This window comes from Streptomyces sp. NPDC002788 (assembly GCF_053592115.1).
The window spans coordinates 731,813-752,955 of the sequence record NZ_JBSFVB010000001.1 but is presented as its reverse complement, the minus strand read 5'-3'; the positions used below and the strand labels follow the sequence as shown (position 1 = coordinate 752,955).

The window sequence follows — 21,143 nt, the reverse complement described above, 5'->3', positions numbered from 1 at the left end:
ACGCTCGGCTGGGAGACCCCAGCCGAGCGCCTGCATAAACTGCTCGCCGTCTGACACAACCGATCATGTGTTGCGACGATCCCTAGAAACCGCCCGGCCAGGGAGGGGCCTCCTCATGCGCGTACGGCCGTCGGCACTCCTCCCTCGGGGAGTGACCTTCACGTGGAACGGCGGGCAGCGGTCGGGCTGCCTGAGGACGGAGCAGGAACGGGGCTCGGAACCGGACGCGTCGTGCTGAAGAACTGAGGTGCGCTTGAAAGGGTCCTGCTGGGCGGCCTCCAGGGCGTCGCGGGTGAGGGCCGCTCCTGGTGAAGTGCGCCTCCGGGCAGCCCCGGTTGCCGCAGGCGCACGCGCGGCCGTCAGGGACGGCTCGGATGTGCCCGAGGTCGCCGGCGTGCCTGTCGTGCCGCGGTAGACCTCACCGCCCATGACGATGCCGCAGCCGATGCCGGTGCCGATCTTGACGCTGAGGAAGTCGGCGACGGTGTGAGACCTCAGGACCGCGCCCGCGCGTGGTACGACCGCCGTGTGTGCTCGGTGTGTTCGCGCATCAGCTGGCTGGCCCGCTGCTCGTCCCGGTCGGCGACCGCGGCGATGAGTTCGCGGTGCTCTATCCAGGACTGGTGGCCGCGTTGGCGGGCCACCGGCGTGTAGTACCAGCGCACGCGCCGGTCGACCTGGGCGGCGAGTTCGGCGAGGACCGCGTTGCCGGCCAGCTCCATGATCTTGGCGTGGAAGCGGGCGTTGATCGCGACGGTCCCGTCCACGTCGTCGGCCTCGACCGCCTTCTCGCCCTCCGCGCACAGCGCCTCCAGGGCGGAGATGCCGGCACTGCCGGCGTTGGCCGCGGCGAGGCGGGCGGCCTCGGCCTCAAGAAGCGTACGGACCGTGAGGAGCTGGTCGGCCTCCTCCTCCGTCGGCTCGTGCACGAACGCGCCCTGGGCGGGCCGCAGATCGACCCATCCCTCGGTGTTGAGCCGCTGGAGCGCCTCGCGCACCGGCTGCCGGGAGACCCCCAGGTGCCCGGCGAGTTCGCTCTCCACGAGGTGCTGGCCGGGCTGGAGGGAGCGGGTGGTGATGAGTTCGAGCAGGGCCTCGTAGACGCGATCGCGCAACGGTCCCGGGCGTTCCAGCTTGGGTACCGCCCCCTGGGGCAGGCCTGTCGACAGCATCGCGGTCCCCCTCCTCGGCAGGGCCGTGCACAACGCGGCTGATGCCGGTGTCACCGCACAGTCAGTATCAATTGTCTTTCGTCTACAGTCTACTGCGCACAAGGGCCAGGGTTTCGGGGAGTTGACCGCGTCACACCGCCTCAGCGCTCACGGGCAGCGCACGACCTGCCCCGCGTACGACAGGTTCCCGCCGAAGCCGAACAGCAGGACCGGGTCGCCCGAGGTGACCGCGCCCTGCTCGACCAGCTTGGAGAGGGCCAGCGGGATGCTCGCGGCCGAGGTGTTGCCGGACTCGGTGACATCGCGTGCGACGACCGCGTTCACGGCGCCGATCTTCTCCGCGAGGGGTTCGATGATGCGCAGGTTCGCCTGGTGCAGTACGACCCCGGCGAGGTCCGCCGGCTCCAGTCCGGCCCGCTCGCACGCCCGCCGCGCGATGGGCGGCAGTTGCGTGGTCGCCCAGCGGTAGACGCTCTGCCCCTCCTGGGCGAAGCGCGGCGGGGTGCCCTCGATCCGCACCGCGTTCCCCATCTCCGGCACCGACCCCCACAGCACCGGACCGATGGCCGGCTCGTCGGCGGCCTCCACCACCGCGGCCCCGGCCCCGTCCCCGACGAGCACGCAGGTGCTGCGGTCGCTCCAGTCGGTCACCTCGGACATCTTGTCGGCCCCGATGACCAGCGCCCGGCTCGCGCCCCCCGCGCGGACCGCGTGGTCGGCGGTGGCCAGGGCGTGGGTGAAGCCGGCGCACACGACGTTGAGGTCCATGGTGGCGGCCTGCGGGACGCCGAGGCGGGCCGCGACCCGGGCGGCCGTGTTGGGCGAGCGGTCGACGGCGGTGGAGGTGGCGACCAGCACCAGGTCGATGTCGGCCGGGGTCAGTCCGGCCGCGGCCAGGGCCTTGGCGGCGGCGTGCGCGGCCAGTTCGTCGACCGGCTCGTCGGGTCCGGCGATGCGGCGGGTGCGGATGCCCACCCGGCTCCTGATCCACTCGTCACTGGTGTCCACCATGCCCGCCAGGTCCTCGTTGGTGAGCACCTTGGCGGGCTGGTAGTGGCCGACGGCGGCTATGCGCGAGCCGTTCATTGGGTGGGTCCCCCTCGTTGCCTTGGGTAGCTGATCCACCAGTCTGATCAGTGACTCGCGGGTACGACGGCAGCCGAGGCGACAGGAAACGGGCGCCGGGGTTGTCGGCTTCCGTCAGCACCACGGGCTTCCGTACACCTGTCGAACCTCTCACCGGTGAACCGCTCGCCTACCCGGTGAACAGCTGCGTCGCCTTCCGCACGAGCTCGAACAGCCCGTACGCGAGCGGTACGCCCACCCAGACCCAGGCGAAGGCGATCAGCCACCGCCGGTCGGGGCTAGGCGGGCTCTGACTGCTGTCGCTCGGCATGTGCGGCCTCCCTCGGGGCGGGGATGTGGTGACGCGGGTGGACGGGCCGGACGAGTTCGTTGGCGACGAAGCCGACGACCAGCAGGCCGATCATGATGACGAACGACAGTCCGTACAGGGACGCGCCGTGCCGGCCCGCCTCCTCCTGCCGGTCGGCGATCCAGTTCACGATCAGCGGGCCGAGCACCCCGGCCGTGGACCAGGCGGTGAGCAGCCGCCCGTGGATGGCCCCGACCTGGTAGGTGCCGAACAGGTCCTTCAGATACGCCGGGACGGTCGCGAAACCGCCGCCGTAGAAGGAGAGGATGACCAGCGCGCACAGGACGAACAGCGGCTTGGAGGAGTCACCGAACAGGGCGATGAGGGCGTACATCACCGCACCGGCGCCCAGGTAGACGCGGTAGATGTTCTTGCGGCCGATCAGGTCGGACGTCGACGACCAGCCGATGCGGCCCGCCATGTTCGCCGCCGACAGCAGCGCGACGAAGCCGGCGGCGGCCGTCACCGACACCGGCGTGGAGGTGTCCGCGAAGAAGTCCGTGATCATCGGCGCGGCCTTCTCCAGGATGCCGATGCCGGCGGTGACGTTCATGCAGAGCACGATCCACAGGCACCAGAACTGCGGGGTGCGGATGGCCCGGTTCGCGGAGACCTGCGGGCCGGTGGGGGCTTGCCGCACGGTTCCCCGGGCCCCTGGCGCGCTTCTCGGAACCCGGACCAGGAGCACACCCAGCAGCATGAAGACGGCGTACGACAGCCCGTGCACCAGGAAGGCGAGCGCGATGCCGGAGCTGTCTTCGCCGAACGACTCGAGCATCTGCGCGGACCATGGCGAGGCGATGAGCGCGCCGCCGCCGAAACCCATGATGGCGATGCCGGTGGCCATGCCGGGCCGGTCCGGGAACCACTTGATGAGGGTGGAGACGGGCGAGATGTAGCCGATGCCGAGACCGATGCCGCCGACGAAGCCGTAACCGAACACGATCAGCCAGAACTGCTCCAGGGACGCGCCCAGCGCGGAGAGCAGGAATCCTGAGGAGAAGCAGAGCAGGGCGACGGTCATCGCCCAGCGCGGGCCGTTGCGCTCCACGAGTGTGCCGCCGAACGCGGCGGACAGACCCAGCATGACGATGCCCAGCTGGAAGGGCAGCGCGCTCTGCGTACCGCTGAGCCCGAGCGCGGACTCCAGAGGCGGTTTGAACACGCTCCAGGCGTAGGCCTGGCCGATGGAGAGGTGTACGGAGAGAGCGGCGGGCGGGACGAGCCAGCGGCTCCAGCCCGGGGGCGCGACTGGGGGACTCATGAACCCCGGACGCTAGGGATACGCACCGGAGTTGAGAAGACGGCGCGTCGACCGTATGGGATGAGCGGTATGCAGCATGCGCCGAACGGTCGGTGCGCGGACCCTTGCCGCCCCAACCTCCATACTGTAGACAATATTTCGTCGACACAAGCCGTGCACGAGCCAAAGGCGAGCCGCACGGCCGCCCTTCGGCAGTCACCTCCGCGGTATCCCTCAAACCGAACGGAGTGTTCCCGTGAAAGTCGCAGTTCTCGGCGCCGGTGCCATCGGCGCCTACGTCGGCGCCGCGCTCCACCGTGCGGGCGCCGACGTGCATCTCATCGCCCGTGGACCGCATCTGGCGGCCATGAGGCAGCACGGAGTCAGGGTGCGCAGCCCGCGCGGCGACTTCGCCGCGCACCCGCACGCGACCGACGATCCGGCCGAGGTCGGCCCGGTCGACTACGTCTTCCTGGGCCTGAAGGCCAACGCGTACGCGGCGTGCGGGCCACTGATCGCGCCGCTGCTCCACGAGACGACGGCGGTCGTCGCGGCCCAGAACGGCATCCCCTGGTGGTACTTCCACCGGCACGGCGGCCCGTACGACGGCCACCGGATCGAGAGCGTGGACCCGGACGGCGCGGTCAGTGCGGTGCTCGCGCCCGAACGGGCCGTCGGATGCGTGGTCTACGCGGCGACCGAGCTCGAAGCCCCGGGCATTGTTCGGCACTTGGAAGGGACGCGGTTCTCGATCGGCGAGCCCGACCGCAGCCGCTCGGTACGCTGTCTCGCCTTCGGCGAGGCCATGCAGGCGGGCGGCCTGAAGTGCCCGGTCGAACCGGAGCTGCGCAGCGACATCTGGATCAAGCTGCTCGGCAACATCTCCTTCAACCCGATCAGCGCGCTGGCCCGCGCGACCATGCGGCAGATGTGCCTGCACGGCGGCACGCGCAGGGTCATCGAGATCATGATGACCGAGACGCTCGCCGTCGCGGAGGCCCTCGGCTGCGAGCTCGGCGTCTCCATCGAGCGCCGGCTCGCGGGCGCCGAGCGGGTCGGCGACCACCGCACCTCCACGCTCCAGGACCTGGAGCGCGGCAAGCCGCTCGAACTCGACGTCCTGCTCGCGGCGGTCGTCGAACTGGCGGAGATCACCGGCGTCGAGGTGCCCACCCTGCGCACCGTGCACGCCATCTCGGACCTGCTCGCGCTGAGGAGCGCCGCATGAGCAAACGCGACCGAAGCCCGAAGACCTACACCCGGCTCACCCACCCCCTGGTCAGGGACTCCCGCGACGAGCCGTTCCGCCGGGCCACCTGGGAGGAGGCCCTGGACCGGGCCGCACGGGGCCTGGCCGCGGCGCGCGGCGCGTTCGGGATGTTCTCCTGCGCCCGCGCCACCAACGAGATGAACTACGTGGCGCAGAAGTTCGCGCGGGTCGTCATGGGCACCAACAACGTCGACTCCTGCAACCGCACCTGCCACGCCCCGAGCGTGGCGGGCCTGTCGGCCGCGTTCGGCTCGGGCGGCGGGACATCGTCGTACGAGGAGATCGAGCACACCGACGTCATCGTGATGTGGGGCTCCAACGCCCGTTTCGCGCACCCGATCTTCTTCCAGCACGTGCTGAAGGGGATCAGGAACGGCGCCCGGATGTACGCGGTGGATCCGCGCCGGACGTCGACCGCCGAGTGGGCGGAGAGCTGGCTCGGGCTGAACGTCGGCACGGACATCCCGATGGCGCACGCGATCGGCCGCGAGATCATCCACGCCGGGCTCGCCAACGAGGCGTTCATCGAACGGGCGACCACCGGCTTCGAGGAGTACAAGGCGCTGGTCGAGCCCTGGACCCTGTCGCTCGCCGAGAAGGTGACGGGCGTACCGGCGGCGGCGATCCGGGAGCTTGCCCACGCCTACGCCCGTGCCGAACGCGCCCAGTTGTGCTGGACGCTCGGCATCACCGAGCACCACAACGGCACCGACAACGTCCGTGCCCTGATCAACCTGTCCCTGCTCACCGGGCACGTCGGCCGCTACGGATCGGGACTGCAGCCGCTGCGCGGGCAGAACAACGTGCAGGGCGGCGGCGACATGGGCGCGATCCCCAACCGCCTCCCCGGCTTCCAGGACCTACTCGACCCGGAGACCCGGCTGAAGTTCGAGTCGGCCTGGGACACCGTCATCCAGCCGCACTACGGCCTGAACCTGACGGAGATGTTCGAGGCCATGGAGGACGGCACCCTCAAGGCCGTCTACTGCATCGGCGAGAACCCGGCTCAGTCGGAGGCCGACAGCGAGCAGGCCGTACGGCGGCTGAAGGCCCTCGACTTCCTGGTCGTGCAGGACATCTTCCTCACGAAGACGGCCGAACTCGCGGACGTCGTCCTGCCCGCCACCGCCGGCTGGGCGGAGACCGACGGCACGACCACCAACAGCGAGCGGCGGGTCCAGCGCGTCCGCAAGGCCGTCACCCCGCCCGGCGAAGCCCGCGAGGACATCGACATCATCTGCGACCTCGCCGCCCGGCTCGGGCACGACTGGAAGTACGCCGATGCCGAGACCGTGTGGAACGAGCTCCGGTCGGTCTCCCCCGACCACTACGGCATGACGTACGAGCGCCTGGCGGAGCACCAGGGCATCCAGTGGCCCTGCCCGAGCACCGACGGACTCGAACCGACCTACCTGCACGGCCGGTTGTGGGAGCCGGATCCCGCGAAACGCGGCCGGCTCGCGCCCTTCGGCATCGTGCAGCACGACCCGCCCGTGGACATCACCGACGAGCAGTACCCGATCCGGCTCACCACCGGGCGGCGGCTCGACTCGTACAACACGGGTGTGCAGAGCGGCGGTTACGCCTCACCGCTCAGGCGCGGCGAGTATCTCGAGCTGTCCCCGGAGGACGCCGAGCGCTACGGGGTCGTGGTGGGTGAGCAGGTGCGGGTGACCTCGCGGCGCGGGTCGGTGACCGCGCCCGTGTGGGTGGACGCCGCGCTGCGGCCCGGGCTCGCCTTCATGACCATGCACTTCCCTGACGAAGTGGACACCAACCAGCTGACGATCGAGGCGAACTGCCCGATCGCGGGGACGGCGGAGTTCAAGGCGTCGGCGATCCGGATCGAGAAGCTGCCCATCGCGACCATCGTGGGGTGACGCAAGTGGACCTGCACTTCGGTGACAGCAAACCGACGGACGAGGAACGGGCGGCCGTCGACGCCCTGCTGGGCCCTCCGGAGTCCTCATGGGAGGGCGCCGACCGCTCCGACGCGGATCTGAGGTGGGCCCGCGGCGGGCGCGCGGCCCGGGACCGCCGCGACCTGTTGTTGCCGGGGCTGCACGCGATCAACGACCGGGTCGGCTGGATCAGCGACGGCGCCCTGGACTACCTGTGCCGGCGGCTGACGGTACCGCCGGCGGAGGCGTACGGGGTCGCCACCTTCTACGCGATGTTCTCCGTCAAGCCGCGTCCGGCGACCGTGCTGCACGTGTGCACGGACCTCGCGTGCGCGGCGGCCGGGGCGCCGGAGCTGTGCGCCGGGATCGAGGAGCGGCTGGGCCCCGGCAGCGGGGTCTCGGTCGAGCGCAGCCCCTGCCTCGGTCTGTGCGAGCGCGCCCCGGCGGCGCTCGCGATCAAGGCCGGGGACCCGGTCCGTACGGCGGTCGCGGCGCCGGCGACCGTCCACGACGCCGTGCTCGCCGCGAGCGCGCCCGACTCGGCGCCCGAGGAGCCGCCCGCGGAGCTGGCGGTGCCCCAAGCCGGACGGGACGGCCTGATGCTGCTGCACCGGGTGGGCGTGGCCGACCCGGCGTCCCTCGACGACTACCGCGCCCACGGCGGCTACACCGCCCTGCGCCGGGCCTTCGAGCTGGGCCCGGCCGGGGTCATCCGGGAGGTCACGGACTCGGGCCTGGTCGGGCGCGGCGGTGCCGCCTTCCCGACCGGCCGCAAGTGGCAGGCCACGGCATCCCAGCCGGACCGTCCGCACTACCTCGTCTGCAACGCGGACGAGTCGGAGCCGGGCACCTTCAAGGACCGCTTGCTCATGGAGGGCGACCCGTACGCCCTGGTCGAGGCGATGACGGTCGCCGCGTACGCGACCGGCGCCCACAAGGGCTACCTGTATCTGCGCGGCGAGTACCCGCGTGCCCTGCACCGCATGGAGCACGCGATCACGCAGGCACGCGCGCGCGGCCTGCTCGGCGACGACGTCCTCGGCCAGGGTTACGCCTTCGACATCGAGATCCGGCGCGGCGCGGGCGCCTACATCTGCGGTGAGGAGACGGCCCTGTTCAACTCGATCGAGGGCTACCGGGGCGAGCCCCGCTCGAAGCCGCCGTTCCCCGTGGAGAAGGGCCTGTTCGGCAAGCCGACGGTCGAGAACAACGTGGAGACGCTGGTCAACGTCCTGCCGATCCTGACCATGGGCGCCCCGGCCTACGCGGCGATCGGCACACAGCGGTCCACCGGACCGAAGCTGTTCTGCGTGTCGGGCAGTGTGGAGCGGCCCGGTGTCTACGAGGTGCCGTTCGGTGCCACGCTGGGCGACCTGCTCACGCTCGCCGGAGTGCGGGAGGGGCTGCGGGCGGTGCTGCTCGGCGGCGCGGCCGGCGGTTTCGTACGGGCCGACGAGCTGGACGTCCCGCTCACCTTCGAAGGAACGCGTGAGGTGGGCGCGACGCTCGGCTCGGGGGTCGTCATGGCCTTCGACGACAGCGTGCCCCTGCCCCGCCTCCTGCTGCGCATCGCCGAGTTCTTCCGCGACGAGTCGTGCGGGCAGTGCGTGCCGTGCCGGGTCGGGACGGTGCGGCAGGAGGAGGCGCTGCACCGGATCGTGGAGCGCACCGGCGCCGCCGCAGCGGACGACATCGCCCTGCTCAGGGAGGTCGGCCGCGCGATGCGGGACGCCTCGATCTGCGGTCTCGGGCAGACCGCGTGGAACGCCGTGGAATCCGCCATCGACCGTCTGGGGGCGTACGAATGACCGTCACACCGCTGGGGATCCCGCGCCGCATGCTGGAGTTCACGATCGACGGCGAGGAGGCCCGGGTCCCCGAGGGTTCGACGATCCTCGACGCCTGCCGGGCGGCCGGGAAGGACATCCCGACCCTGTGCGAGGGCGACACGCTGCGGCCGAAGAACGCCTGCCGGGTGTGTGTCGTCGAGGTCGAGGGGGCCCGCACCCTGGTCCCGGCCTGCTCCCGCAAGGCCGAGCCGGGCATGGAGGTGCACACCGGCACCGAGCGCGCCCGGCACAGCCGCAAGGTCGTCCTCGAACTGCTCGCGTCCTCCGTCGACCTGTCGACGACGCCGCGGGTCGCCGAGTGGCTCAAGGAGTACGAGGCGAAGCCCGACCGCTTCGGCCCGGACGCGGCCCGGCTCAACGAGGAACCGAGGGTCGACAACGACCTGTACGTACGCGACTACGACAAGTGCATCCTCTGCTACAAGTGCGTGGACGCCTGCGGCGACCAGTGGCAGAACACCTTCGCGATCTCGGTCGCCGGGCGCGGTTTCGACGCCCGGATCGCCGTGGAGCACGACGCGCCGCTGACCGACTCGGCGTGCGTGTACTGCGGGAACTGCATCGAGGTGTGCCCGACGGGGGCGCTGTCCTTCAAGTCCGAGTTCGACATGCGCGCGGCGGGTACGTGGGACGCGTCGCGGCAGACGGAGACGACCACGGTGTGCGCGTACTGCGGAGTGGGCTGCAACCTGACGCTGCACGTGCAGGACAATGAGATCGTGAAGGTCACCTCGCCGCACGACAATCCGGTGACCCACGGCAACCTCTGCATCAAGGGCCGCTTCGGCTACCAGCACGTACAGAACCGGGACTGATCAGGCATGGGACGAGTCACGGAACGACGCAAGGTGCTCCGCATCCGGGACGGGGCGGTCTCCAGCCGCCCGGACACGCTCGTCGCCGAGGAACCCCTGGAGATCCGGCTCAACGGCAAGCCCCTGGCGATCACCATGCGCACTCCCGGCGACGACTTCGCGCTGGCGGCCGGCTTCCTGGTGAGCGAGGGGGTGCTGGGCGGGCAGCGGGACCTGCGGAACATCGTCTACTGCGCCGGGGCGACGGCCGACGGCTCGAACACGTACAACGTGGTCGACGTCCAGGCGGCCCCGGACGTGGTGATCCCCGACATCACGCTGGAGCGCAACGTCTACACGACGTCGTCCTGCGGCCTGTGCGGCAAGGCGTCGCTGGACGCGGTGCGCACCACGGCCCGCTGGCCCATCGCCGACACTCCCCCGGTCCGGGTCACGCCCGAGCTGCTCGCGAGCCTGCCCGACCGGCTGCGCGCCGCCCAGCGGGTCTTCGACCGGACCGGGGGCCTGCACGCGGCGGCCCTGTTCTCCGAGGAGGGCGAGCTGCTGGACGTCCGGGAGGACGTGGGCCGGCACAACGCCGTCGACAAGCTGGTCGGCCGCGCCCTGCAGAACGGGGAGCTGCCGCTGTCCCGGGCGATCCTGCTCGTCTCGGGCCGGGCCTCCTTCGAGCTGGCGCAGAAGGCCGTGATGGCCGGCATCCCGGTCCTGGCGGCCGTGTCGGCGCCGTCCTCGCTGGCGGTGGACCTGGCCGCCGAGACGGGCCTGACGCTGGTGGGCTTCCTGCGGGGCGCCTCCATGAACGTGTACGCGGGTGAGGACCGCATCGCTCTGCGGGCCGCGGCCGCCCAGGGCTGAACCGGTCCTTCCGCGACACGGCGGCGGGGCCCCGACCGGCGGGGAGCGCCCCCTGCGCCGCAGGGGCCCCGTCTCGGCCCGCCCCCGGGGAGACGGGGGCGCCGTCAGTGTGCCGTGCCGGATATCCGCAGCAGCATGCCCGTGAACTGTTCGCGTTCGGCTTCCGACAGCGGCGCGAGCAGCTCGTCGTTGGCCGCGCGGGCCGCCTTCTCGCACCGCTCGAGCAGCCGGGCGCCCTTCTCGGTGAGGGACACCGCGTTCTTGCGGCGGTCCCTCGGATCCGGCTCGCGGACCGCCAGGCCGGCCGACTGGAGGTCGTTGAGGATGCCGACCAGGTCCTTGGGGTCCAGCCGGACCGCACGGCCGAGGTCGGCCTGGGCGACGGGGGCCAGGTCGCGGACGGCGGACAGCACCACGTGGTGCCACATCCGCATGTCCTGCGCTGCCAGCGCCTCGGCCACCAGGGCCCGGCCGCGGGCGGCGGCGCGGCCGAGCAGCCAGCTGGGCAGGGAGCGGATCGCGGGGAGGGGGGCTTCCGACATGGCCGCAGCCTAACCAGAAAATCGTTGGTTCCTCCTATGATCCTCCTATACCGTTGGGCTTCCCAACGATCCGTCGGGATCACCCACGACTCCGGAGGTGCGATGCGCCGTGTCCGCTACGAATCCCGAGACGGCCCCTTGTTCGTGGAAGAGGTACCGGCTCCCGAGCCCGGCCCCGGAGAACTGCTCGTGCGCACCGCGGCGATCGGCGTCACCCTCCCGGTCGTCCGCAAGGTCACCGAGGCGGCCGAGCCGGTCCCGCTCGGCGGCGAGATCGCCGGGGAGGTCACGGCCGTCGGCGAGGGCGTCACCGGCTTCCGCACCGGCGACCGCGTGACGGGGCTCTGCTTAGGCCACGGCTACGCCGACTTCGCGCTGCTGCACGAGGCCATGGCCTCCCCGGTTCCGGTGGAGGCCGGTGCCGTCGACGCGGTCGCCCTGGTCCGCAGCGGCCTGGTCGCCCTCGGCGCCCTGGAGGCGGCCCGCCCCGAGCCGGGCGAGGCGGCCCTGGTCACCGCGGCCGCGAGCGGCGTCGGCCATCTGGCCGTGCAGCTGGCCCGGACGCGCGGCGCCGGACGCGTCGTGGGAGCCGTCTCCGACCCGGCCAAGGCCGGCTTCGTCCGGGGCCTCGGCGCCGACCACGTCATCACGTACGGGGAGGACAGCTGGGGCACCCCGGTCGACTACGCCCTCGACGCGGTCGGCGGCGAGCTGCTCACCCCGGCCCTCGCCGCACTCGCCCCGGAGGGCCGGCTGGTGGCGTACAGCTCGGGCGGCGGCACCATCCGGGCGTACGACCTGCTGGTGGGCGCCAAATCGGTGATCGGGTTCCAGGTGGCCCGTATCGCCCGGGGGAGACCGGAGTTGTACGAGCGGTGGCGCGAGGAGCTGTGGCGGCTGTTCGCGGCCGGCGAGCTCAGGCCCGTCGTCCACGGGGAGTTCGCCCTGGAGGACGCGGCGAAGGCGCACGGGGAGATCGAGGCGCGGTCCAACCTGGGCAAGGTCGTCCTGATCCCCTGACGCACGCTTCTTGTGGGGGGTCTGTGAGGCCAAGTACCGTCTGTGAGCCCACACATGGGACGTGGGATGTCCGAATGACCGAATGACCGCATATCCGTTCCCACTCCCCGGTGGTCCAGCCGACAGACGCATGAAGGGGCACATCGCACCATGCCGTCAAGTCTTCGCGCACGTCTGAGATCCACCCTGACAGCCGCTGTCGCCGCCGGGGCGCTGCTCGCCCCCATCGGCACGGCGCACAGCCAACCCACCACGGTCGCAGGGGAGTTCGAGCAACAGGTCCTCTTCAAGGCTTCCCGGGACCCCGGCTACGCCTGCTTCCGGATCCCGGCGATCGTGCGCACCGCCAACGGCACGCTGCTGGCCTTCGCCGAGGGCCGCGTCCTCAACTGCGGTGACGCCGCCGACATCGACATCGTCCTCAAGCGCTCCACCGACGGCGGCCGCACCTGGGGACCGCTCCAGGTCGTCAACGAGGGCGCGGGCGACACGCACGGCAACCCGGCGCCCGTCGTGGACCGCAGGACCGGCCGGATCCTGCTGGCCGAGACGTACAACACCGGCCGTACGGACGCCGGCAACTGCACCGTTCCCTGCGACCGCACCCCGCATCTGCAGTACAGCGACGACGACGGCCGGACCTGGTCCGAACCGCGCGACCTGAGCGGCGAGATCCTGCCCGCCCACTGGAACTCCTGGTACGCCACCGGGCCCGTGCACGGCATCCAGCTCACCCGAGGCAAGCACGCCGGGCGGCTGGTGTTCGGCGTCAACACCGAGACGTGGGACGGCGGCCGGGTCACCGCCAACCACGCCGCTCTGATCGTCAGCGACGACGGCGGCGACCACTGGCGGATCGGCGCCACGGACTCCTGGCCCATAGCGCAGGACGGCACGTTCCGGCAGAAGCCGTCGGAGGTGACGCTCACCGAACGGGCCGACGGCGCCGTCCTGGTCAGCGGCCGTGAACAGGACGGCACCGACCTGGGCCACCGCTCCCAGACCCTCAGCCTGGACGGCGGCGACAGCTTCGCCACGCCCTTCCGCGGCCTCCCGGACCTCTACACCCCGCAGGTCCAGGGCGCGACCCTGCGCCTGGGCGGCCGGATGCTGCTGTCCGCTCCGGCCGATCCCGACCGCCGCCGGACGATGATGGTCCGCTCCTCCTACGACGGCGGGCGCACCTGGGAGAGCGTGGACCGCGGCACGGTCGTCACGAGGGACTGGTCCGGCTACTCGGACATGGCGGCGGTCGACGGCGCGACGGTGGGCCTGCTGTACGAGGGCGGCGCGGTCGACGCCCGCGACGAGATCCGCTTCGCCCGCTTCACCGAGGACTGGCTGACTCCGCGCCGGGGCGCCGACCCGACCACCCGCGACGCCGCGCCGGGTGCCAAGCCCGCGGCGGTGCTCGGCGGAGCCGGACGGACGGCCGGGATCCGCGGCGGCGCGCTGGCCTTCGACGGCGCCGACGACGCCGTACGCCTGCCGTACCGGTCCCGACTTCCGCTCGGTGAAAGGGACTTCACCGCCTCGCTGTTCTTCCGCTACACGGCCACGACCGGCGAGCAGCCCTTCCTGTGGATGGGCGGCATCGGCAGCACCCAGCCGCAGATCTGGCTGCGCGGGGAACCGGCGAGCGACCGGGTCCGTGCGCTGATCACCACCCGTTCCGGCGCCACGACCGTCAGGACGGCCTCGGTGTGGACCACCGGCGCCCACAACGACGGCCGCTGGCACCATCTGGCGCTGCGCCGCGGCGGAGGGAAACTGACCCTCTTTCTCGACGGCGAGGCACTCAGCACCACGGACGTGCCCGGCTCGGTCAGCCGCAACTCCCCGTTCGGCGTGCACATCGGCCAGCGCATGGACGGCAGGGCGTTCCTCACCGGGACCGTCGACGACGTCCGCGTGTGGAACCGTGCCTTGTCCGACAAGGAGTTGGCGTCCGGCGCCTTTGGCGCGGCCTCCCGGGGCACCGTGCTGTGGCTGCCCATGGACCGGGTGAGCGGCAGCAACTAACGTCACGGGACGTGCCCGACGACGCAAGGGGTCCTCGCACTGTGCCCGCCCGGGTCGCGCGGCCTGGCACCGCGCCTCGCCGCGTTGCCGGAGTGCCCAGGCAGCTCCGCTGCCTGGGCACTCCGGCGCCGTCTGACTCGCTGACGCTGCTGACGATCGTTCACTTCATCGCCGCTCTCACGGCTCGTATCCTGGGGCGGCATCCCATCCTCGTACGTGTGCCGGGAACGCGAGCCGGTGCACGCGTCGGCGCGAAAGAGGTCGCACGGTGAGCCAGCCGAGCCCGAAACCGCAGCAGATCCCGGTCGTCGTCCTGGCCGGATTCCTCGGCTCGGGAAAGACCACACTGCTCAACCACCTCCTCCACCGCGGCGGCGGCAGCCGGATCGGCGCCATCGTCAACGACTTCGGGGCCATCGAGATCGACGCGATGGCCGTGGCCGGAGCGCTCGGCGACTCGACGCTCTCCCTGGGCAACGGGTGCCTGTGCTGTGCCGTCGACGCGAGCGAGCTGGACCAGTACCTGGAGCGGCTCGCGGCCCCCTCCCTCGGCATCGACGTCATCGTCATCGAGGCCAGCGGTCTCGCCGAGCCGCAGGAACTCGTGCGGATGCTGCTCGCCAGCGAGCACCCCGGGATCGTCTACGGCGGGCTCGTCGAGGTCGTCGACGCCGCCGAGTTCGACGACACCCGCTCCCGGCACCCCGAGATCGACCGGCATCTCGCGCTGGCCGATCTCGTCGTCGTCAACAAGCTCGACCGGGCCGTGGACGGCGAACGCGTGCTCGGGCTCGTGCGGTCCCTCGTCGACGGCGCCGCCGTCGTCCCGGCGACCTACGGCCGCATCGACCCCGAGTTCCTCTTCGACTGCCGGCCGAGCGAGGAGCGCATCGGGCAGTTGTCCTTCGACGACCTCGGCGGACACGGCGAGGGCGACCACGCCGGGCACTTGCACACCGCGTACGACAGCCTGTCGTTCGCGGCACGGGAGCCCCTCGACCCGCGCCGGCTGATGGCGTTCCTCGACAGCCGGCCCGAAGGGCTGTACCGGATCAAGGGATACGTCGACTTCGGGCCGTACGACGTCCGGAACCGGTACGCCGTCCATGCCGTGGGGCGGTTCCTGCGCTTCTACCCGGAGCCCTGGCCGGCCGGAGACGAGCACCTCACCCAGCTCGTCCTCATCGGCTCGGGCATCGACGCCTCCGCTCTCGACAAGGAGCTCCAGGCGTGCAAGAGCGACGCCCCACAGGCCGACGAGCACGGCATGTGGGGCGTCCTGCGCTACGTGCGCGATCCCGAGGAGGATCCCGCGGAGCGGGTTTAGACCGGCCCGGCCACCACCGCCACCGTCTTGGCCAGGGACACGCCCGAGCCGTCGCGGCGCGGGTCGATGTCCGGGAGGTCGGCCGGGGTGCCGTTCTTCTGCGCCGCCAGGGCCGGGGCCGGGCCCGCCCAGGCCAGGGACAGGCAGTCCTCGCCCTTCAGGAACCGCTGACAGCGGACGCCGCCGGTGGCGCGGCCCTTGCGCGGGTACTGGTCGAACGGGGTCATCTTGGCCGTCGTCTGGACCGAGTCGTCCAGCGTGCCCCGCGAGCCCGCGACCGTGAAGACGACCGCGTCCGCGGCCGGATCCACCGCCGTGAAGGAGATCACCTTCGCGCCCTCGGCGAGCTTGATGCCGGCCACACCGCCGGCCGGACGGCCCTGCGGGCGCACCTGGGACGCCTGGAAGCGCAGCAACTGGGCGTCGTCGGTGATGAAGACCAGATCCTCGTCGCCGGTGCGCAGCTCGACCGCGCCGACGATCCGGTCGCCCTCCTTGAGGGTGATCACCTCGAGCTCTTCCTTGTTGGACGGGTAGTCCGGCACCACGCGCTTGACGACGCCCTGCTGCGTGCCGAGCGCCAGGCCCGGGGACGACTCGTCGAGCGTGGTAAGGCAGACCACCGTCTCGTCGTCCTCCAGGGACACGAACTCGGCCAAGGGGGCGCCCCCCGCGAGGTTCGGCGTCGGCAACGGCTCCGGGAGCTGGGGCAGGTCGACGACGTTGAGCCGCAGCAGGCGGCCCGCCGAGGTGACCGCGCCGATCTCGCCGCGTGCGGTGGCAGGGACCGCCGAGACGATCACGTCGTGCTTCACGCGCTTGGCGCCGGCGTCCTCCGCGAACGGCTCGCCGTTGGCCGTACGGGCCAGCAGACCCGTCGAGGACAGCAGCACCCGGCACGGGTCGTCGGCCACCTGCAGCGGCACGGCGGCGACCGGGGCGGCGCCCGACTCCAGCAGGACCGTACGCCGGTCGGTGCCGAACTTCTTGGCGACCGTGGCCAGTTCCGAGGAGACCAGCTTGCGCAGCTCCGCGTCCGAGTCGAGGATCCGGGTCAGTTCCTCGATCTCCGCGTTGAGCCGGTCCTTCTCCGTCTCCAGCTCGATGCGGTCGTACTTGGTCAGCCGGCGCAGCGGCGTGTCGAGGATGTACTGCGTCTGTACCTCGCTCAGCGAGAACTGCTCCATCAGGCGCTGCTTCGCCTGCGCGGAGTTGTCGCTGGAGCGGATGAGGCGGATGACCTCGTCGATGTCGAGCAGCGCCGTGAGGAGACCCTCGACCAGGTGCAGCCGGTCGCGCTTCTTGCCGCGCCGGAACTCCGAACGCCGCCGGACGACGGTGAAACGGTGGTCGAGATAGACCTCCAGGAGTTCCTTCAGGCCCAGCGTGAGCGGCTGGCCGTCGACCAGGGCCACGTTGTTGATGCCGAAGGACTCCTCCATCGGCGTCAGCTTGTACAGCTGCTCCAGGACCGCCTCCGGCACGAAGCCGTTCTTGATCTCGATGACCAGGCGCAGACCGTGCTCGCGGTCGGTGAGGTCCTTGACGTCGGCGATGCCCTGGAGCTTCTTGGAGCCGACCAGGTCCTTGATCTTGGCGATGACCTTCTCGGGGCCGACCGTGAAGGGCAGCTCCGTGACGACGAGGCCCTTGCGGCGGGGCGTCACGGGCTCCACCGCCACCGTCGCCCGGATCTTGAACGTGCCGCGGCCCGTCTCGTAGGCGTCCCGGATGCCGGACAGGCCGACGATGCGGCCGCCGGTGGGCAGGTCGGGGCCCGGGACGTGCTTCATCAGGGCGTCGAGATCCGCGTTCGGATGCCTGATCAGGTGGCGGGCGGCGGCGATGACCTCGCGCAGGTTGTGCGGCGGCATGTTCGTGGCCATGCCGACCGCGATGCCCGAGGCGCCGTTGACCAGCAGGTTCGGGAAGGCGGCGGGCAGGGCCACCGGTTCCCGCTCCTGGCCGTCGTAGTTGGGGTTGAAGTCGACGGTGTCCTCGTCGATCGACTCCGTCATCAGGCTCGTCGCCTCGGCCATGCGGCACTCGGTGTACCGCATCGCGGCCGGCGGGTCGTCGTTGCCCAGCGAGCCGAAGTTGCCGTGGCCGTCGACCAGCGGGACCCGCATCGAGAAGGGCTGGGCCATGCGCACGAGGGCGTCGTAGATCGACGCGTCGCCGTGCGGGTGCAGCTTGCCCATCACCTCGCCGACGACACGGGCGCACTTGACGTACCCGCGCTCGGGGCGCAGGCCCATCTCGTTCATCTGGTAGACGATGCGGCGGTGCACCGGCTTGAGGCCGTCGCGGGCGTCCGGCAGGGCGCGGGAGTAGATGACCGAGTACGCGTACTCGAGGAAGGAGCCCTGCATCTCGTCGACGACGTCGATGTCGAGGATCCTCTCCTCGTACGAGTCGTCGGGCGGCGGGGTCTTCGTGCTGCGGCGGGCCATCGCTGCCGGCTCCTCCTGTTGCTGGTCGCTCGCCTACGGGGAATGCGTGTCGGTGACGGGACGCCGATCGTGCTCAGCCCATCGGGCCTCGGCGCGCTCGCCCTCTCGTCTCCGGCCGCCCCTGCGGCTCGCTCGTGCTGCTGCGATCCGGATCTGACGCCGACCATTGTGGACCGCCGCACTGACAACCGGGACCAGGACCCTTCCTCCGGCTGCCGCACCCCGTCCCACAGCTGTCCTCGAGTCTCGCTCTCGGCGTACCCCGACCGGGAACTTCACCAGCGCTTCGCGCGCTTGCATACAGTGGCAGGACCGGCAGGAATCCGCGGTCGGGAAGACCGCTCCGCGATCGAAGGGACGTACATGCCCATGGGTCACACGGCCACAGCCCAGGCAGGCTCCGGGGGCCTGACAGCGACCGAGCACCGCCTGGCCAACGGCCTGCGCGTGGTGCTCTCCGAGGACCATCTGACCCCGGTCGCGGCGGTGTGCCTCTGGTACGACGTCGGCTCGCGCCACGAGGTCAAGGGGCGTACGGGCCTGGCTCACCTTTTCGAGCACTTGATGTTCCAGGGATCCGGCCAGGTCAAGGGCAACGGCCACTTCGAGCTCGTCCAGGGCGCGGGTGGCTCGCTGAACGGCACGACCAGCTTCGAGCGGACCAACTACTTCGAGACCATGCCCGCCCACCAGCTGGAGCTCGCCCTCTGGCTGGAGGCCGACCGCATGGGCTCCCTGCTCACCGCCCTCGACGACGAGTCGATGGAGAACCAGCGCGACGTCGTCAAGAACGAGCGCCGCCAGCGATACGACAACGTCCCCTACGGCACCGCCTTCGAGAAGCTCACCGCCCTCGCCTACCCGGAGGGCCACCCCTACCACCACACCCCGATCGGCTCGATGGCCGACCTGGACGCGGCGACCCTGGAGGACGCGCGCGCGTTCTTCCGCACCTACTACGCGCCGAACAACGCCGTGCTGTCCGTGGTCGGCGACATCGACCCGGAGCAGACGCTGGCCTGGGTCGAGAGGTACTTCGGTTCCATCCCCGGTCACGACGGCAAGCCCGCGCCGCGTGACGGCTCGCTGCCGGAGACCATCGGCGAGCAGCTGCGTGAGGTCGTCGAGGAGGACGTCCCGGCGCGCGCCCTGATGGCCGCCTACCGGCTGCCGCAGGACGGCACGCGCGCGTGCGACGCGGCCGACCTGGCCCTCACCGTCCTCGGCGGCGGCGAGTCCTCCCGCCTCTACAACCGCCTGGTACGGCGCGACCGTACGGCCGTGGCGGCAGGCTTCGGCCTGCTGCGGCTCGCCGGGGCGCCCTCCCTGGGCTGGCTGGACGTGAAGACGTCCGGTGACGTCGAGGTGCCGGTCATCGAGGCCGCCATCGACGAGGAGCTCGCCCGGTTCGCCGAGGAGGGCCCCACCGCCGAGGAGATGGAGCGCGCCCAGGCCCAGTTGGAGCGCGAGTGGCTGGACCGCCTCGGCACGGTCGCGGGCCGCGCCGACGAACTGTGCCGGTACGCGGTGCTGTTCGGCGACCCGCAGCTCGCCCTGACGGCCGTCCAGCGCGTGCTGGAGGTCACGGCGGAGGAGGTCCAGGAGGTCGCCAAGGCCCGTCTGCGCCCGGACAACCGCGCGGTGCTCGTCTACGAGCCCGTCGCCGACGAGACCGACGATGCCGAGGACACCGCAGCCGCGGCCGGCGACGAGAACGAGGAGGCGGCCAAGTGACCGAGCTCACCACGATGGACTTCCACCCCCGGCCGCAGGCGGGCGAGGCCCGGCCCTGGGCCTTCCCGGCCCCCGAGCGCGGCACGCTCGGCAACGGACTGACACTGCTGCGCTGCCACCGCCCCGGCCAGCAGGTCGTCGCCGTGGAGGTGCTGCTGGACGCGCCCCTGGACGCCGAGCCGGCCGGCCTCGACGGCGTCGCCACGATCATGGCCCGGGCCTTCTCCGAGGGCACCGACAAGCACTCCGCCGAGGAGTTCGCCGCCGAGCTGGAGCGCGCCGGCGCCACCCTCGACGCGCACGCCGATCACCCCGGCGTCCGAATCAGCCTGGAGGTGCCGGCCTCCCGGCTCTCCAAGGGAGTCGGCCTGCTCGCCGACGCTCTCAGGGCGCCCGCGTTCGCGGACAGCGAGATCGAGCGGCTGGTCCGCAACCGCCTCGACGAGATCCCGCACGAGCTGGCCAACCCCTCGCGCCGCGCCGCCAAGGAGCTCTCCAAGGAGCTGTTCCCGGCGAGCTCGCGCATGTCGCGGCCACGGCAGGGCACCGAGGAGACGGTCGCCGCGATCGACTCCGCGGCCGTACGCGGCTTCTACGAGAAGCACGTCCGCCCCGCCACGGCCACCGCCGTGGTCGTCGGCGACCTCACCGGCATCGACCTCGATGCCCTGCTCGGCGACACGCTGGGCGCCTGGACGGGCTCCTCGGCCGAGCCGCGCCCGGTGCCGCCGGTGACCGCCGACGACACGGGCAGGGTCGTCATCGTGGACCGCCCGGGCGCCGTCCAGACGCAGCTGCTGATCGGCCGCATCGGCCCGGACCGGCACGACCGCGTGTGGCCCGCGCAGGTGCTCGGCACGTACTGCCTCGGTGGCACCCTCACCTCCCGCCTGGACCGCGTCCTGCGCGAGGAGAAGGGCTACACCTACGGGGTGCGCTCGTTCGCCCAGGTCCTCAGGTCCGCCCCGGACGGCACCGGTGCCTCGATGCTCGCCATCAGCGGTTCCGTGGACACCCCCAACACCGGCCCCGCGCTGCAGGACCTCTGGACGGTGCTGCGTACCCTCGCCGCCGAGGGCCTCACCGACGCCGAGCGGGACGTCGCCGTGCAGAACCTGGTCGGCGTGGCGCCTCTGAAGTACGAGACGGCGGCTGCCGTCGCGTCCACCCTGGCCGACCAGGTAGAGCAGCACCTGCCCGACGACTACCAGGCCACGCTGTACCGGCAGCTCGCCGCGACCGGCACCGTGGAGGCGACCGCGGCGGCCGTCAGCGCCTTCCCGGTGGACCGGCTGGTGACCGTCCTCGTGGGTGACGCGGCGCAGATCAAGGGCCCGGTCGAGGCCCTGGACATCGGCGAAGTCACGGTCGTCGCCGCCGAGTAGCGAGACGCGGGCGGCACGCGTACGGAGGGGCCCTGGTTGTCTCCTAAGGCACCAGGGCCCCTGTATGCCCGAATTGATACGGAGGTTGCCTGTCTGCCCTGTGGTATGCGCTACAAAAG

General features: G+C 71.6%; 16 protein-coding genes and 1 pseudogene. 10 read left to right on the top strand and 7 right to left on the bottom strand.

Going from position 1 to position 21,143, the window contains the following annotated elements:
- Nucleotides 1–264 precede the first annotated feature (264 nt).
- The 5 genes and pseudogenes from ACWD1U_RS03245 to ACWD1U_RS03225 form a co-directional block, all read right to left on the bottom strand.
- A pseudogene (locus tag ACWD1U_RS03245) lies at nt 265–483 on the bottom strand (ROK family protein); the annotation flags it as partial.
- 11 nt (nt 484–494) lie between these two features.
- The gene (locus tag ACWD1U_RS03240; RefSeq protein ID WP_451103940.1) at nt 495–1,172 is read right to left on the bottom strand and encodes a GntR family transcriptional regulator; all 678 of its coding nucleotides are present in this window, start codon (nt 1,170–1,172) and stop codon (nt 495–497) included.
- Between the two features lie 147 nt (nt 1,173–1,319).
- Complete coding sequence (locus ACWD1U_RS03235; RefSeq protein ID WP_451103939.1) at nt 1,320–2,258, bottom strand: beta-ketoacyl-ACP synthase III; 939 nt, start codon at nt 2,256–2,258, stop codon at nt 1,320–1,322.
- A 169-nt stretch (nt 2,259–2,427) separates the two neighbouring features.
- On the bottom strand, nt 2,428–2,568 hold the full coding sequence (locus tag ACWD1U_RS03230) for an MFS transporter small subunit (protein ID WP_451103938.1): 141 nt from the start codon (nt 2,566–2,568) through the stop codon (nt 2,428–2,430).
- Complete coding sequence (locus ACWD1U_RS03225) at nt 2,537–3,871, bottom strand: OFA family MFS transporter (RefSeq protein ID WP_451103937.1); 1,335 nt, start codon at nt 3,869–3,871, stop codon at nt 2,537–2,539. Before ACWD1U_RS03225 ends, ACWD1U_RS03230 begins: the two co-directional genes overlap by 32 nt.
- A gap of 235 nt (nt 3,872–4,106) precedes the next feature.
- Here ACWD1U_RS03225 and ACWD1U_RS03220 point away from each other — a divergent pair, with 235 nt between their 5' ends.
- From ACWD1U_RS03220 to fdhD, 5 genes are read left to right on the top strand one after another with little or no spacing between them, the layout of a single operon-like run.
- Nucleotides 4,107–5,078, top strand: a complete 972-nt coding sequence (locus ACWD1U_RS03220; protein ID WP_451103936.1) for a 2-dehydropantoate 2-reductase — start codon at nt 4,107–4,109, stop codon at nt 5,076–5,078.
- On the top strand, nt 5,075–7,000 hold the full coding sequence (locus ACWD1U_RS03215) for a molybdopterin oxidoreductase family protein (protein ID WP_451103935.1): 1,926 nt from the start codon (nt 5,075–5,077) through the stop codon (nt 6,998–7,000). The genes ACWD1U_RS03220 and ACWD1U_RS03215 overlap by 4 nt, the downstream gene beginning before the upstream one ends.
- A gap of 5 nt (nt 7,001–7,005) precedes the next feature.
- The gene (locus tag ACWD1U_RS03210; protein WP_451103976.1) at nt 7,006–8,829 is read left to right on the top strand and encodes an NAD(P)H-dependent oxidoreductase subunit E; all 1,824 of its coding nucleotides are present in this window, start codon (nt 7,006–7,008) and stop codon (nt 8,827–8,829) included.
- Nucleotides 8,826–9,686, top strand: a complete 861-nt coding sequence (locus tag ACWD1U_RS03205; protein WP_451103934.1) for a 2Fe-2S iron-sulfur cluster-binding protein — start codon at nt 8,826–8,828, stop codon at nt 9,684–9,686. The genes ACWD1U_RS03210 and ACWD1U_RS03205 overlap by 4 nt, the downstream gene beginning before the upstream one ends.
- Before the next feature lie 6 nt (nt 9,687–9,692).
- Nucleotides 9,693–10,541: a formate dehydrogenase accessory sulfurtransferase FdhD gene (gene fdhD, locus ACWD1U_RS03200; protein ID WP_451103933.1), complete on the top strand. Its 849-nt coding sequence runs from the start codon at nt 9,693–9,695 to the stop codon at nt 10,539–10,541.
- A 104-nt stretch (nt 10,542–10,645) separates the two neighbouring features.
- Here the strand turns inward: fdhD and ACWD1U_RS03195 are convergent, their stop codons facing one another.
- Nucleotides 10,646–11,083, bottom strand: a complete 438-nt coding sequence (locus ACWD1U_RS03195; RefSeq protein WP_451103932.1) for a MarR family winged helix-turn-helix transcriptional regulator — start codon at nt 11,081–11,083, stop codon at nt 10,646–10,648.
- A gap of 102 nt (nt 11,084–11,185) precedes the next feature.
- Between ACWD1U_RS03195 and ACWD1U_RS03190 the strand changes: the two genes are divergently transcribed.
- From ACWD1U_RS03190 to ACWD1U_RS03180, 3 genes are all read left to right on the top strand, one after another.
- Complete coding sequence (locus tag ACWD1U_RS03190) at nt 11,186–12,103, top strand: quinone oxidoreductase family protein (protein ID WP_451103931.1); 918 nt, start codon at nt 11,186–11,188, stop codon at nt 12,101–12,103.
- A 150-nt stretch (nt 12,104–12,253) separates the two neighbouring features.
- Nucleotides 12,254–14,125 (top strand): exo-alpha-sialidase, encoded by a 1,872-nt coding sequence (locus ACWD1U_RS03185; RefSeq protein WP_451103930.1) that lies wholly within the window; start codon nt 12,254–12,256, stop codon nt 14,123–14,125.
- 268 nt (nt 14,126–14,393) lie between these two features.
- Nucleotides 14,394–15,452 carry a CobW family GTP-binding protein gene (locus ACWD1U_RS03180; protein WP_451103929.1) on the top strand — a complete coding sequence of 353 codons (1,059 nt, stop codon included), beginning with the start codon at nt 14,394–14,396 and terminating at the stop codon, nt 15,450–15,452.
- Here the strand turns inward: ACWD1U_RS03180 and ACWD1U_RS03175 are convergent.
- On the bottom strand, nt 15,449–17,905 hold the full coding sequence (locus tag ACWD1U_RS03175; protein WP_451103928.1) for a DNA gyrase/topoisomerase IV subunit A: 2,457 nt from the start codon (nt 17,903–17,905) through the stop codon (nt 15,449–15,451). The two genes, ACWD1U_RS03180 and ACWD1U_RS03175, sit on opposite strands and share 4 nt — an antisense overlap.
- A gap of 363 nt (nt 17,906–18,268) precedes the next feature.
- On the opposite strand from ACWD1U_RS03175, the gene ACWD1U_RS03170 reads away from it, so the two are divergent.
- Both ACWD1U_RS03170 and ACWD1U_RS03165 read left to right on the top strand, forming a co-directional pair.
- Nucleotides 18,269–19,639, top strand: coding sequence for a M16 family metallopeptidase (locus ACWD1U_RS03170; RefSeq protein ID WP_451103927.1), 1,371 nt, complete (start codon nt 18,269–18,271; stop codon nt 19,637–19,639).
- Nucleotides 19,636–21,024 carry a M16 family metallopeptidase gene (locus ACWD1U_RS03165; RefSeq protein ID WP_451103926.1) on the top strand — a complete coding sequence of 463 codons (1,389 nt, stop codon included), beginning with the start codon at nt 19,636–19,638 and terminating at the stop codon, nt 21,022–21,024. The genes ACWD1U_RS03170 and ACWD1U_RS03165 overlap by 4 nt, the downstream gene beginning before the upstream one ends.
- The last annotated feature ends 119 nt before the right edge of the window (nt 21,025–21,143 follow it).

Coding starts and splice junctions, on each gene's coding strand:
- ACWD1U_RS03230 (WP_451103938.1), bottom strand. CDS start 2,568: ATGCCGAGCGACAGCAGTCAGAGCCCGCCTAGCCCCGACCGGCGGTGG.
- ACWD1U_RS03195 (WP_451103932.1), bottom strand. CDS start 11,083: ATGTCGGAAGCCCCCCTCCCCGCGATCCGCTCCCTGCCCAGCTGGCTG.
- ACWD1U_RS03225 (WP_451103937.1), bottom strand. CDS start 3,871: ATGAGTCCCCCAGTCGCGCCCCCGGGCTGGAGCCGCTGGCTCGTCCCG.
- ACWD1U_RS03185 (WP_451103930.1), top strand. CDS start 12,254: ATGCCGTCAAGTCTTCGCGCACGTCTGAGATCCACCCTGACAGCCGCT.
- ACWD1U_RS03190 (WP_451103931.1), top strand. CDS start 11,186: ATGCGCCGTGTCCGCTACGAATCCCGAGACGGCCCCTTGTTCGTGGAA.
- ACWD1U_RS03215 (WP_451103935.1), top strand. CDS start 5,075: ATGAGCAAACGCGACCGAAGCCCGAAGACCTACACCCGGCTCACCCAC.
- ACWD1U_RS03175 (WP_451103928.1), bottom strand. CDS start 17,905: ATGGCCCGCCGCAGCACGAAGACCCCGCCGCCCGACGACTCGTACGAG.
- ACWD1U_RS03235 (WP_451103939.1), bottom strand. CDS start 2,258: ATGAACGGCTCGCGCATAGCCGCCGTCGGCCACTACCAGCCCGCCAAG.
- ACWD1U_RS03205 (WP_451103934.1), top strand. CDS start 8,826: ATGACCGTCACACCGCTGGGGATCCCGCGCCGCATGCTGGAGTTCACG.
- fdhD (WP_451103933.1), top strand. CDS start 9,693: ATGGGACGAGTCACGGAACGACGCAAGGTGCTCCGCATCCGGGACGGG.
- ACWD1U_RS03170 (WP_451103927.1), top strand. CDS start 18,269: ATGCCCATGGGTCACACGGCCACAGCCCAGGCAGGCTCCGGGGGCCTG.
- ACWD1U_RS03240 (WP_451103940.1), bottom strand. CDS start 1,172: ATGCTGTCGACAGGCCTGCCCCAGGGGGCGGTACCCAAGCTGGAACGC.